General features: G+C 66.2%; 13 protein-coding genes (1 of these 13 running past the window's edge). 8 read left to right on the top strand and 5 right to left on the bottom strand.

Annotation, left to right across the window (positions count from 1 at the left end; all coding sequences use genetic code 11):
• Positions 1 to 21: 21 nt before the first annotated feature.
• Genes AC3D24_RS14525 through AC3D24_RS14535 form a run of 3 tightly spaced genes read left to right on the top strand, consistent with a single transcriptional unit; the run spans position 22 to position 1,666 of the window.
• On the top strand, positions 22 to 297 hold the full coding sequence (locus AC3D24_RS14525; protein ID WP_489031702.1) for a hypothetical protein: 276 nt from the start codon (positions 22 to 24) through the stop codon (positions 295 to 297).
• Complete coding sequence (locus AC3D24_RS14530) at positions 294 to 1,193, top strand: DMT family transporter (protein WP_489031704.1); 900 nt, start codon at positions 294 to 296, stop codon at positions 1,191 to 1,193. The genes AC3D24_RS14525 and AC3D24_RS14530 overlap by 4 nt, the downstream gene beginning before the upstream one ends.
• A complete protein-coding gene (locus AC3D24_RS14535) occupies positions 1,190 to 1,666 on the top strand; it encodes a GNAT family N-acetyltransferase (protein ID WP_489031706.1) in 477 nt (158 codons plus the stop codon). The genes AC3D24_RS14530 and AC3D24_RS14535 overlap by 4 nt, the downstream gene beginning before the upstream one ends.
• Before the next feature lie 188 nt (positions 1,667 to 1,854).
• Here AC3D24_RS14535 and ppa read toward each other — a convergent pair whose 3' ends face one another.
• The 3 genes from ppa to AC3D24_RS14550 form a co-directional block, all read right to left on the bottom strand.
• Positions 1,855 to 2,433 carry an inorganic diphosphatase gene (gene ppa, locus AC3D24_RS14540; protein WP_489031708.1) on the bottom strand — a complete coding sequence of 193 codons (579 nt, stop codon included), beginning with the start codon at positions 2,431 to 2,433 and terminating at the stop codon, positions 1,855 to 1,857.
• Positions 2,434 to 2,507: 74 nt separating this feature from the next.
• Positions 2,508 to 4,421 carry a M61 family metallopeptidase gene (locus tag AC3D24_RS14545; protein ID WP_489031710.1) on the bottom strand — a complete coding sequence of 638 codons (1,914 nt, stop codon included), beginning with the start codon at positions 4,419 to 4,421 and terminating at the stop codon, positions 2,508 to 2,510.
• Positions 4,422 to 4,503: 82 nt separating this feature from the next.
• Entirely contained in the window at positions 4,504 to 5,154 is a 651-nt protein-coding gene (locus AC3D24_RS14550; RefSeq protein WP_489031712.1) for a DUF1345 domain-containing protein, read from the bottom strand.
• Positions 5,155 to 5,203: 49 nt separating this feature from the next.
• Here AC3D24_RS14550 and hisS point away from each other — a divergent pair, with 49 nt between their 5' ends.
• From hisS to AC3D24_RS14570, 4 genes are all read left to right on the top strand, one after another.
• A complete protein-coding gene (gene hisS, locus AC3D24_RS14555) occupies positions 5,204 to 6,439 on the top strand; it encodes a histidine--tRNA ligase (RefSeq protein WP_489031714.1) in 1,236 nt (411 codons plus the stop codon).
• Positions 6,440 to 6,596: 157 nt separating this feature from the next.
• Positions 6,597 to 7,670 carry a peptide chain release factor 1 gene (gene prfA / locus AC3D24_RS14560; RefSeq protein WP_056053173.1) on the top strand — a complete coding sequence of 358 codons (1,074 nt, stop codon included), beginning with the start codon at positions 6,597 to 6,599 and terminating at the stop codon, positions 7,668 to 7,670.
• A 117-nt stretch (positions 7,671 to 7,787) separates the two neighbouring features.
• A complete protein-coding gene (gene prmC / locus AC3D24_RS14565) occupies positions 7,788 to 8,654 on the top strand; it encodes a peptide chain release factor N(5)-glutamine methyltransferase (protein ID WP_489031716.1) in 867 nt (288 codons plus the stop codon).
• A 257-nt stretch (positions 8,655 to 8,911) separates the two neighbouring features.
• Positions 8,912 to 10,186 (top strand): DUF4167 domain-containing protein, encoded by a 1,275-nt coding sequence (locus tag AC3D24_RS14570; protein WP_489031718.1) that lies wholly within the window; start codon positions 8,912 to 8,914, stop codon positions 10,184 to 10,186.
• 217 nt (positions 10,187 to 10,403) lie between these two features.
• On the opposite strand, the gene AC3D24_RS14575 is transcribed toward AC3D24_RS14570, so the two are convergent.
• Positions 10,404 to 10,706: a hypothetical protein gene (locus tag AC3D24_RS14575; protein ID WP_489031720.1), complete on the bottom strand. Its 303-nt coding sequence runs from the start codon at positions 10,704 to 10,706 to the stop codon at positions 10,404 to 10,406.
• A gap of 71 nt (positions 10,707 to 10,777) precedes the next feature.
• Between AC3D24_RS14575 and AC3D24_RS14580 the strand changes: the two genes are divergently transcribed.
• On the top strand, positions 10,778 to 11,209 hold the full coding sequence (locus AC3D24_RS14580; RefSeq protein ID WP_489031722.1) for a CBS domain-containing protein: 432 nt from the start codon (positions 10,778 to 10,780) through the stop codon (positions 11,207 to 11,209).
• A gap of 14 nt (positions 11,210 to 11,223) precedes the next feature.
• Here the strand turns inward: AC3D24_RS14580 and AC3D24_RS14585 are convergent, their stop codons facing one another.
• Positions 11,224 to 12,242, bottom strand: the 3' portion of a protein-coding gene (locus AC3D24_RS14585; RefSeq protein ID WP_489033168.1) for a lipopolysaccharide biosynthesis protein. It continues 487 nt past the right edge of the window; 1,019 of the gene's 1,506 nt are visible here — the last part of the coding sequence; its start codon lies off the right edge, out of view — the gene reads right to left on this strand; its stop codon occupies positions 11,224 to 11,226.

Below are 12,242 nucleotides of genomic sequence, written 5' to 3' on the forward strand. Positions count from 1 at the left end.
CGTTTTCGACGCGTGCACCAAGTGGACGAATTTATCTCACCTTCCGTCATGCCGGGCTCGTTCCGGCATCCACGGCGCCGCAAACTCGATAGAATTTGGTTTGCGGAACAGTGGACCCCGGAACAAGTCCGGGGTGACGGAGTGACTTTGGAGGCTGTTGCGACAAGGATAAATGTCGATGCGGTGATCACGCCCGTCACCGCAACGCTGGCGATCGATCAGGCCGCGACACTGTGGACCGGGGACAGGGATTGGGTGACGCTCGGCCTCGATCTGGATATTCGCCTGTTCCGATGACCACGCGCACCGTTTCGCCTGCCCTGGCCTTCGCGATCGCTGCGTTCGGCATCGGACTGTTCTCCATGATGGGCGCGGTGATGATGTCGCTCGTCCTGGCGATCGGCGTCTACAACGCGCTGCTCTGGCGGCAGATGATCAGCGTCGGACTGGGCGCGGTCGCGTGGAAGCTCGGGAAGAGCGGGCGACCGTCCGGGCGGGCGTTGAAGCTGCATCTGGCGCGCGGGTTGGTGACCACGGCGATGGCGGTGCTCTTCTTCTGGGGGCTCGCGCGCGTGACGATGGCGCAGGCGATTTCGCTGACCTACATCGCGCCGATTCTCGCGCTGCTGCTTGCGGCCGTCACGCTGGGCGAGCGGGTCGGGTGGAAGACGTTCGTCGCGTCGATCGCGGCGCCTGGCGGCGTGCTGGTGGTGATGATCGGGCAGGGGCGCGAGGTGCCTGGACCCGAGACCTTCCACGGGACGCTCGCGATCCTCGGCTCGGCGGTGCTGTATGCGGTGAACCTAGTGATCGCGCGGCTGCAGAGCCAGGCGGCGCGGCCGGGCGAGATCGCGTTCTTTCAGGCGCTCGTCATCACCGCGACGCTCGCGCTGGCAGCACCCTGGTTCGCGGTGGTGCCCGAGGCGGCACAGTGGCCCAAGCTCGTGCTGGCCGCGGGACTCGCGACCGCGTCGCTGTGGCTGCTTGGCTGGGCGTATGCGCACGGGGATACCGGGTTCCTGGCGACGACCGAATACACCTCGTTCGTCTATGCCGCGGTGCTGGGTTTCGTCGTGTTCGGCGAGCGGGTATCGGCGTTCACGCTGGGCGGTGCGGCGATCATCGTCGTCGCGTGCCTGTATGCAGCGCGGCGGCGTGATATCGCGCAGACATCGATCGAGGCAAGTGCATGACCCATATCCGTTCCGCAACTCCGGCCGATGTCGGCACGATCCTGCGTTTCGTCCGCGAGCTTGCCGCGTTCGAGCGCGAGCCGGATGCGGTCGAGGCTACCGAGCCGATGCTGACGGAGGCGCTGTTCGGGGAGCGGCCAGCTGCGGAGGCCTTGATTGCGGAAAACGCGGATGGCCCGCTCGGGTTCGCGCTGTTCTTCCACAATTTCTCGACCTGGACCGGCAAGCGCGGGCTGTACCTAGAAGATCTGTACGTGACGCCGGACGCGCGCGGGCAGGGCGTCGGGGGGGCGTTGCTGGCGCATCTGGCCGGCGTGGCGCTCGATCGCGGGTGCGCGCGGTTCGAATGGTCGGTGCTCGACTGGAATGCCGATGCGATCGCGTTTTATCGGAAAGTCGGCGCGATCGGGATGGAGGACTGGACGATTCAGCGGATGTCGGGTGATGCGCTGGTTCGGTTGGCGGGGCGGTAACTGGCCGCCGCCGCACCGAACGCGTCCCGTCAGATAGTACCTCCCCGGCGCAGGCCGGGGCCCAATTGGGGGACGGAGGTAACAACGGATGATGCTCCGTTACTTCGACCTTTCCACTTGGACCCCGGCCCGCGCCGGGGAGGTAAATCTGGAACGTTTCTGGGCCGATCGACCCACATGAAGTCAGATCAGCGACCTGCGGCGTCGTCCGAATTCATCGGCTCTTCGCCCTTCGCCTTCTGGGCTTCGTAACGCTCGATCGCTTCGATCGTCACGCGCTTGGCTTCGTCGGCATCGCCCCACTTGCCGACGCGGACCCACTTCTTCTTTTCCAGGTCCTTGTAGTGGGTGAAGAAGTGCTCGATCTGCTCGAACACGATTTCGGGCATGTCGCCGCGCTCGCCGATATTGGCGTAGTATGGGAACACCGAATCGACGGGCACGCAGACGAGCTTCTCGTCGCCGCCGGCTTCGTCTTCCAGGTTCAGCACCGCGATCGGGCGCGCGCGAACGACGCAGCCGGGGATGAACGGCGAGCGTGCGATCACGAGCGCATCGAGCGGATCGCCATCGGGGCTGAGCGTGTGCGGCACGAAGCCGTAATTCGCAGGATAACGCATCGGCGTGTGCAGGATGCGATCGACGAACAACGCGCCCGACGCCTTGTCGAACTCGTACTTCACGGGCTCGCCGCCGGTCGGCACTTCGATGATGACGTTCAGGTCCTCGGGCGGATTCTTGCCGGTCGGGATGAGATCGATACGCATGGCGGTCCTTTCGAATATGACGGTGCCGGCGCTCCTCGTCTGGGGAGCGGCCGGCACCGATAGATTTCAAAGGCTCAACGCGGCGTCAGCAGCTTGTCGAGCCCGCCGTCACCTGTACCCACCTTCTGGAGCCGCGGATAGCGCGGGCCGTCATGGTAATCGAGCGTGATATCCCGGAATCGGTCGTTGTTTTTCACAGTAAGACGGATCGGCACCTTGGTACCTTGCGCGGCAAGGATCGCGGCCTTGATCCGGTCCGCCGAATACGCCTCGCTGTTGACCGCCTCGATCTCGGTGCCGACGTCGAGGCCAGCCTTGAACGCGGGGCTGTCCCAGATCGACGACGTGACGACGCCTTCCTTGTTGATCACCATGCCGAGCGAATAGCTGACATCGGTGCCGCGGGTCTTTTCCGCCTGCTTCAGATACGGGCTCTGCTCGGGGCCGTAGACCAGCTTGTAGCCGTTCATCGCGAAGCCGTTGATCGGCGCGGGCTTGCCCGTCTCGGTCAGGCGGGTGTTCAGGAACGTCGCCCAGTCATAGGGGACGATGCCGTTCAGCGTCTGCGCGACGTCGGCGAAGGTGTAGGTCAGCTCGCCGTAATCGCCGTCGCGAACACCGAAGAAGGCGCGCGCGAAATCGTCGATCGATTTGGTGCCGTTCGATTTCTGGCGGAGCATCGAGTCGACCTCCATCCAGACCATCAGGCCCTCGTTGTAATAATCCTCCGACCGCTGCCAGCTGGTCCAGCCCTTCGGCTTGCGCGCCGAGATGACGGGATCGTTGGTGGTGTCGATCAGCGGGCGCCATTCGCGACCCTTCGCGGTGTCATAGATGCCAAGGATTGATGCGTATCCGTCGAGCGTGTCCTGCTTGCTGACCAGCCCCGAGCGCGCCTGGAGCACATAGCCCCAGAACTGCGTCTGGCCTTCATAAACCCACAGCAGCGAGTCGCGCATCGGCGTGCGGAAGTCCGGCGTCCACAGGTCGGCGCCGCGCCGGAACTTGCCGTCCCAGCTATGCGTGTATTCGTGCGGCAACAGGTTCCGCGCGGCGGCGCCGGTTTCCCATTCGGTAAAATAGCCGGGACGGACGCCGTTCTCGGAGCTGCGATGATGCTCCAGGCCGATCCCGCCGAGCTGGTCGGTGATCGACAGCAGGAATTCGTAGTGATCGTAATGCTGCGCGCCGAAGGTCTTCACCGCCTGGTCGACGAGCCGCTTGTGCGCATCGATCTGTTCGGGCTTGGCCGCGAGCTGGTCGGGGCTGTCAGCAAAGACGTTCAGGTCGACGCGGGGGGAGAGTGGCCAGACCTTGCCGTATTTGCCCGCGAGTGTCGGCGAGTCGACGAGGATCTCGTAGTTGGTGGTGTCGTAGGAGTAGGTCGAGCCCGAGACCTTCGCCGGCACCGCACCCGCGGCGGTCCAGCCGGCCGGGTAGGTGACGGTCATCTTGATCGGGATCTGGCGCGTGAAATACCCTGCGGGGTACAGGCTGACGAGGTTCGGCTCGAGGCTGACCATCGTCGGCGTCATGACGATGCGGCCCTGGTCGCCCTTGGTCGCGGAGATGAACTGGAATTCGGCCACCACCGACTTCGCGCCAGTCGGCACGTCGATGTGGAACGCGAAGACGTCGACCGGATCGCGCGTCCAGGGGACGATCTTGCCATTGGCGCGGATCACGAGGCCGGCGAGCTTCTCGATCTCGCCGCGTGGGGAATGCGCGCCGGGCAGCCACTTCGGATACAGCAGCGCCATCGGCCCCGACTTGGCGACCGGGATCGTCTGCTTGACGCGGAAGATGCCGCGCTCGGTATCGGTCGCATCGACATCGAGCAGCAGCGTGCCCGGATAGGGCGTGTCGACCGCGTCGGGGATGGTGTCGACGAACGGCACCGGCTGCGGCGCGGTGTTGCCGGCGGGGACCTGCGCAAACGCAGGGGCGGCGGACGCGAGCAGGGATGCGACGAGAAGCTTGCGGATCAAGGAAGGGCCTTCCGGCTGAGAGACGATGACCCGAGGTGTAATCGCGATAAAGGGCAGCCGTCCAGTCCTTTACCGGGAATCCTCAACCGCTCCCGAGCACGTTGATCGTGAACGCCAGCACGCCGATGTTGAACACGAAAGCCGCCATGCACTGGCCTAGCGCGGCTTTCCGCACCCGGCGCGAGGTGATCTGCACGTCCGACGTCTGGAACGTCATCCCCAGCGTGAACGCGAAATAGGCGAAGTCCCAGTAATCGGGTTCGTCGCAGCTTGGGAAATCGAGGCCCTTCGCATCCTTCCCGTCGGGATCATCGACATAGAACAGATGTGCATAATGCAGCGTGTAGATCATGTTCGAGAACAGCCACGCGAGCGCCAGCGTCGTGATCGTCAACGCGATCCCGACCGCGTCGTTCTTGCCCTGCAATTCCTTCGCCACCGCGACCAGGATGACCAGCATGATCGTGCCGCTGAACCCGAGCAGCACCGCGCGGTTGGCGTCGTTCTCTTCCGCCGCGCGGCGCATCCGGGCGGCGGTGGCGTTGCGGAACAACGTCGAGACCGCGATCAGGAACACGACCGCTGCGACGTCGAACGCCGCCATCGTGCCCCGCCCGAGCCCGAAGCGCGGGATCATCGCGGCCAGCCCGATCGCGAAGACCAGTACGAACAGGATGAAGCGCGGCGGGGCAACGCGCTGGCCGAGGCCCCAATATCTGGCTTTTTCAGTCATGCCACAGCGCTAGCGCTTCGCGGGCACGTCGCCTAGATACGCGCGCATCATGGCTAAGACAGAAACCCCGCGCCGCATCCGTGGCACCCAGGACATTTTCGGTGACGAACAGCGCCGGTTCGCGCATGTCCTGTCGACGTTCGAGCGCGTGCGGGCGCTGTATTGCTTCCAGCGCGTCGACATCCCGGTGTTCGAGTCGACGGCGGTGTTCGCGCGCTCGCTCGGCGAGACGACCGACGTCGTGTCGAAGGAAATGTACACGTTCGAGGATCGCGGCGGGGACTCGCTCACGCTCCGCCCCGAGTTCACCGCCGGCATCGCCCGCGCGTACCTGACCGAAGGCTGGCAGCAGTTCGCGCCGCTGAAGCTCACCACCAGCGGCCCGGTGTTCCGCTACGAGCGCCCGCAAAAGGGGCGGTTCCGGCAGTTCCACCAGATCGACGCCGAGGTGATCGGTGCGGCTGAACCAGCGGCGGACGTCGAGCTGCTAGTGCTCGCGGATCAGTTGCTCCGCGAACTCGGTATTTCCGAGGGCGTGACGTTGCAGCTCAACACGCTGGGCGACGCGGCGACGCGCGACGCGTGGCGCGAGGCGCTGGTGGCGCATTTCGAAGCGCACTGCGGGGAACTGTCCGAGGACAGCCTGACCCGCCTCGAGAAGAACCCGATGCGGATTCTCGACTCGAAGGACCCGCGCGACCGCCCGATCGCCGACAGCGCGCCGGATATCGACGCGTATCTGACGCCCGAGGCACGCGCGTTCTTCGAAGCGGTGACCGCCGGGCTCGACGCGGCGGGCGTCGCGTGGGAGCGCAACGCGCGGCTGGTCCGCGGGCTCGATTACTACCGCCACACAGCGTTCGAGTTCGTGACCGACCGGTTGGGCTCGCAGGGGACCGTGCTGGCGGGTGGTCGGTATGACGGGCTGATCGGCTCGCTCGGTGGGCCCGAGACGGCTGGCGTTGGCTGGGCCGCGGGTGTCGAACGGCTGGCTATGCTGCTGGAGGAGCCGACTGACCAGCGTGCCCAAGTCATCGTCGTTGCAGAGGACGACGACTCAAGTCTCGATGCGATCGCCCTGATTTCCAACCTCCGGCGAAATGGATTTTCGGCTGATCTGGTTGCGTCCGGTTCGCCGAAAAAGCGCTTCGACAAGGCCGTCAAGGCAGACCCACGGGCGATCGCGAGCGTTCGTCGTATCGACGGCGAAGTCGTCCGAAAGTTGAAGATGCTCGGGTCGGAAACCGAAGGTCTTGAAGCCCAATTGAAGACGCTGCTGTCGTGATGGCTCATCCGCAAATCCTCCCCGGCACGGGGAGGTGGCAGTGCGCAGCACTGACGGAGGGGGGGCTCCGCGTCGCGCAACACGTCGCGCAACACCTGCGGCCCGCCCCCTCCACCCCCCTTCGGGCGGTCCCCCTCCCCGTGCCGGGGAGGATTTCATGACCCAGATCTCCCCCGACCGCATCCGCGCGATCGAGGCGCGGCGTGACGAGCTGCAAGCGCTGATGTCGACCGGCGATCTCCCCTCCGACCGCTTCGTCGCGGTATCGAAGGAATATGCCGAGCTCGAACCCGTCGCGCAGGCCGCCACCGAGGTGCGCCGGTTGCGGCAGGAGGCCGAAAGCCTCGCGTTCATGGCCGAGGATGCCGACGACGAACTGCGCGCGATGGCGTCGGACGAGCTGCACGAGAACCGCACGCTGCTCGAGACCGCCGACCGCAAGCTCGCGCTCGCGCTGTTGCCGCGCGACTCCGCCGACGAGCGCTCGGCGATGCTCGAGGTCCGCGCCGGCACCGGTGGCGACGAGGCGGCGCTGTTCGCGGGCGACCTGTTCCGGATGTACCAGCGCTATGCCGAATCGCAGGGCTGGCGGGTCGAGATGATCTCCGGCTCGTCCTCCGACGCGGGCGGTTTCAAGGAAGTCGTCGCCAGCGTCACCGGCCAGGGCGTGTTCGCCAAGTTGAAGTTCGAAAGCGGCGTCCACCGCGTCCAGCGCGTGCCGACCACCGAAGCGGGCGGCCGGATCCACACCTCGGCCGCCACCGTCGCGGTGCTGCCCGAGGCGGAGGAAGTCGACGTCAAGATCGACGACAAGGACCTGCGCATCGACGTCTATCGCTCGTCGGGGCCGGGCGGCCAGTCGGTCAACACCACCGACAGCGCGGTGCGGATCGTCCACATCCCGACCGGGCTGACGGTGATCCAGCAGGACGAGAAGTCGCAGCACAAGAACAAGGCGAAGGCCCTCCGCGTGCTCAGGACACGCCTCTACGAGGCCGAGCGCGACCGGTTGCATGCCGAACGGGCGGGCGCGCGGAAGTCGATGGTCGGCTCGGGCGATCGCTCGGAGCGCATCCGGACGTATAATTTCCCGCAAGGTCGCGTGACCGATCACCGGATCAACCTGACGCTGCACCGCCTGCCTGAGATCGTCGCGGGCGAGATGGACGAACTGATCGGCGCGCTGGTGGCGCAGGACGAAGCGGACCGCCTGGCGCAGCTGGATGGCTGAGCCCTCCTACTTCCCCCCCTCCCGCAAGCGGGAGGGGGCCGGGGGGTGGGCTCGCGGCTGGTTCCAGACGGGCGGGTCGCTCAGGTCTTCAGACTTATCGCCGATGGTGCGTCCGCGGTGAGCGCGTGCCCACCCCCCAACCCCCTCCCGCAAGCGGGAGGGGGAGTCAGCGCAGCGCTTGCCACCGCCGCCGCGCGGTTCGCCTTCTCCGCCACCCCCCGCCTCGACGCGGAACTCCTCATGGCGCACGCGCTCGGCGTCGAGCGCAACGCGATCCTCCTCGACCCGGATCGCTACACCGTCCCCGACACCTTCGCCGCGCTCGTCGAACGCCGTCTCCGCCACGAGCCGATCGCCTACATCACCGGCACCCGCGGCTTCTGGTCGATCGACCTCGCCATCGGCCCCGGCGCACTCGTCCCCCGCGCCGACAGCGAAACGCTCCTGATCGCAGCCCAAGCGCACTTTGCCGGCCGAGCCCCCGCAACGATACTCGACCTCGGCACCGGCCCCGGCACATTGCTCCTCGCCGCGCTCGACGAATGGCCCGCGCATGGCCTCGGCGTAGACTATTCCCCGCAAGCGCTCGCCTACGCCCGCGCCAACGCCGCAACCCTCGGCATGACCGATCGAGCCCACTTCATCCACGGAAGCTGGGCCAGCGCGATCGTCGGCCAGTTCGACCTGATCCTCGCCAACCCGCCCTACATCGCCACCGACGAGCAACTCCCGCCCGAAGTCCAGAACCACGAACCCCACGCGGCACTGTTCGCCGGCGCGGACGGGCTCGACGACTACCGCATCCTCGCCGAACAACTCCCCGCCTTGATCGCCCCCGGCGGCGCGGCGGTGATCGAGATCGGCTCGACGCAGGCTCCCCCCGTCACCGCGTTGCTCGAAGCGCAAGGTCTGCACGTCGCGCTCCACCACGATTATGGCGGCAACGCGCGTGCGTTAGTGGCAACCCACGCCCCCGCGACTTGAACAATATGGCGCTAAACCTCACATTTCGCTTGTAGTAGGTCCCTTGCGGACGCTATCACGCGGGCAGGGGCACGCACTCTCGACGATTGGTCGGTTTAGAGCGATGACCCGCATCCTTCGCTTTGAGGTCGCTGCAGTCCGGCGGCCCTGGCAAGTTCGACGCACCGATCTCGTGTAGATCGTCGGTGCGCGACGGGGGGTTTGCACCGCATTTCGGAGCACGACCAGATTTTGGTTCGACGACTGAGGACACAAGCTTGATCAACAACCGGCAAGCCGGCCGCCGTCGCGGTCGTGGCAACAATAATAATGGCGGCGGCGGTAGTGGTGGCGGTCAACGCCAGGGTGGCGGCGGCGGAGGCCAGGGTGGTCGCGATACCGGCAACCGCATCGACAGCCGCGCGCGCGGCAACGCGAGCCAGCTGTACGAGAAGTACAAGAACCTCGCGCGCGACGCGCAGCAGCAGGGCGACCGCGTCAACATCGAATATTACCTCCAGTTCGCGGATCATTATTTCCGCGTCCTGAGCGAAACCCGCGCGCGCTTCGAAGAGAGCCAGCCGCAGGCGCAGCAGCAGCCGCGCCGCCAGCAGCCGTTCGATCTCGACGGCGACGACGATTACGGCGACGAGGGCGAACCGATCCGCTCGGGCGAGCAGCAGGGTGGCCAGCAGGTTTCGGCTGAACAGAACCGTGGCGAGAATGGTGGCCAGAACGGTCAGTACCAGAACGCGCCCCGCCAGAATCGTGAGGGCCAAAACCGCGACAACCAGAACCGCGAGGACCGCCCACTGCGCGAAGAGCGTCCCCGGTACGAGAATAGCCGCTACGAAGGTCAGCGTAACGAGGCTCAGCCCCGTAACGATGGCCAGCGCGAAGATCGCGTTCGTGGCGACGGCCAGCGCAACCAGCGAAACGCCCCCCGCGATGCGCAGCAGCGCGACGAGCGCAGCACCGAAGAGCAGGGTCAGGCGCGCGAAGCACAAGCCCGCGAGAACCAGCCCCGCGAGAGCCAGGCCCGCGAGAACCAGGCCCGTGAAAATCAGGCTCGCGAGAATAGCCGTGAGGAGCAGGTGCGCGAGCCCCGCAGCGACTACCGGGATGCGCCGCAGCGCGAGACGATCCGTCGCACGCCCCGCGTGAGTGCACCGGTGGCCAACGCCAACCAGGATTCGGAAGCCGACACGCTGCGTTCGGCGACTGAGACCGCTCAGCCGACCAACGATCAGGTCGCCCAGCCGGCCGAAACCTCCGAGGCCACGGCGCCCGTCGCCGCAACCGAGGAGCAGCCCCGTCGTCGCGGTCGCCCGCGCCGTGATCGCAGCCTCGATGCACCTGTTGCGCAGGACGAGGGCGCACCGACTGCGTTCGACGCAGATCGCCTGCCACCCTCGCTCGGCATCTCGGCCACCGTCGCACCCGCGCCGGTGTCTGCGCCGGCAGCCGAAGCAGCGCCTGCCGAGGCCGCTCCCGAGGAAAAGCCCCGCCGCCGCCGCGTTCGCGCGGTGCCGGATGAAGTCCAGGCAGGCTGATCCTATCATCCCGCACTGCTTCGGGATTATCAGGTGAGACGGAAAAGCCGGTATCGCATCACGCGGTGCCGGCTTTTTTCGCCTTGGCGTGCACCACAGATGTCGTTCCCCCGGCGAAGGCGTTGGCTCAGGCCAAGGCAAGGTTTTCGTGTTTAGCGAGGCTTCCGCGTCGACGAGCGATCGGCAGCCGACCAGAATTCTGCTTTCCCGATCCCGCTCAATCGATCCGCGTCACATCCTCGTCGTGCCCACTGCCCGAACTGAGGAATACGAGTCCCATCAGCAGCCCGGCCATCATCACCGATCCGCCGACTCCGCCGATCACCGCGAGCATCGTCACGAGATGCAGCGGCCCCTGCAGATGCGCCATCGCCGCGATCACCGCCGCAACGCAGATCGCCGCGGCCAGCATCATCCACGCCATGATCTCGCGAAACCGTGCCCACGCGAACGCGGCATAATCGGGGTCGTCGAGTCCCGCTGGCCGTTCGGCCGAGTCATCAGGCAAGCGATCGGTCATCGCTTCCCATTGCCGCGCAAACATGGTTTCCTCAAGCCACGCGCAACAGACGCAGATGAGGAGAGGCGAAGATGACGATCGCAGCGATCCTGAAGGGCAAAAGCGGCACGGCGATATCGTCGTTGCAGCCCGGTTCGACGGTGGCGGAGGCGGTGGCGCTGCTCGCAGAGAAGCGGATCGGCGCGGCGCCGGTGCTCGAAGGTACGCGGCTGGTCGGGATATTCTCCGAACGCGATGTCATCCACTGCCTGCAATCGGATGGCCCCGCGGCACTCGAACGCCGGATCGGCGACGTGATGACCACGGCGGTAAAGTCGATCGGGCCCAATGAGTCCGCGATCGGTGCACTGTCGTTGATGACCCAGCGTCGGATCCGCCATCTACCGGTGATCGACGGCGACACTTTGGTCGGCTTCGTCTCGATCGGCGACTTGGTCAAATACCGGATCGACCGGATCGAGGCGGATGCGGCGGCGATGCGCGAATACATCCAGTCGGCCTGACATAGCGCGACGGCTCAGGCGGAAACCGGCTGCTTTCGCGCGATCGCAAGCAGTTCGCGAATGGTTGCCCGTGCGAAGACCAGCATCCAGGCCGCATAGACCATAGCACCGACGGGTACGAGCACCGCGAGGCGCCAATGCGCGTCGAGGGGGGGGAGATTTCGGTCAACCAGTCCCAGGACGAGCGCCATCGCGATCGCGGCGAGCGCCGGCGATGCCACGGCAGTCGCCACGTCTCGTGCGCGCACGCCGATCACCGGCAAGGTCCGCCATGCGCTGATCCCCAGGTAGAGTGGATATACCGCGATCCAGGCGAGCCCCATGCCGGTCGGTCCCCATTTCACCGCCACCAGGAACGCCGCGATCAGGATGACCGCCCCGGTTGCGCCGTTCTGGACGCCGATCCCAGGCCGTCCGCGCGCGTCGGAGGCCGGCGTGAACAGCACCTGCAACGTCATGAACGGCATCGCCAGTGCCAGCAGGTGGACGACCGGGCCGGTTTCGCGCCATTTCTCGCCGAGTACGGTCAGCACCAGCGGCTCGGCGGTTGCGGCGAGCCCCATGTAGAACGGCATCGCGACGATCATCACCATCCGTACGCCCTTGACGAACGCGCGGCCGATCGCGTCGGGATCGCCTTGCATCCGCGCATAGGCGGAAAAGGCGACTTCGTTGAGCGGCGGCACGAACTTCGCCACGAAGATCTGCGTCAGGAACAGGCTGGTAGTATAGATACCGAGCATGTGTGGCGAGAAACTGCGCCCGGCGATGAAGACGTCCGCCTGGCTCTGTAGGAACCAGAACAGCTGCCCCGCCGCCATTACGCCGCCATAGCGCGCGATCGTCCCTGCGCCGCGAAAGTCGAAGCTCGGCCAGACGAGCGACCGCGCCGACCATGTCATCATCGCGCCGCGCACGCTGAACAGCACGATCGGCGCCAGCACCAGCGTCCATACTCCGAGACCATAGAGCGCACCGCCGAGCGCAGCACTGGCCGAAGCGATCGACGCGGTGATGTTCGCTTTGGCCTGGT

This window comes from Sphingomonas sp. SL1004 (genome assembly GCF_057815015.1).

Bases quoted from the DNA above. Each gene is read 5' to 3' on its own strand.
- AC3D24_RS14530 (WP_489031704.1), top strand. From the start codon at position 294: ATGACCACGCGCACCGTTTCGCCTGCCCTGGCCTTCGCGATCGCTGCG.
- AC3D24_RS14535 (WP_489031706.1), top strand. From the start codon at position 1,190: ATGACCCATATCCGTTCCGCAACTCCGGCCGATGTCGGCACGATCCTG.
- ppa (WP_489031708.1), bottom strand. From the start codon at position 2,433: ATGCGTATCGATCTCATCCCGACCGGCAAGAATCCGCCCGAGGACCTG.
- AC3D24_RS14550 (WP_489031712.1), bottom strand. From the start codon at position 5,154: ATGACTGAAAAAGCCAGATATTGGGGCCTCGGCCAGCGCGTTGCCCCG.
- hisS (WP_489031714.1), top strand. From the start codon at position 5,204: ATGGCTAAGACAGAAACCCCGCGCCGCATCCGTGGCACCCAGGACATT.
- prfA (WP_056053173.1), top strand. From the start codon at position 6,597: ATGACCCAGATCTCCCCCGACCGCATCCGCGCGATCGAGGCGCGGCGT.
- AC3D24_RS14575 (WP_489031720.1), bottom strand. From the start codon at position 10,706: ATGACCGATCGCTTGCCTGATGACTCGGCCGAACGGCCAGCGGGACTC.
- AC3D24_RS14580 (WP_489031722.1), top strand. From the start codon at position 10,778: ATGACGATCGCAGCGATCCTGAAGGGCAAAAGCGGCACGGCGATATCG.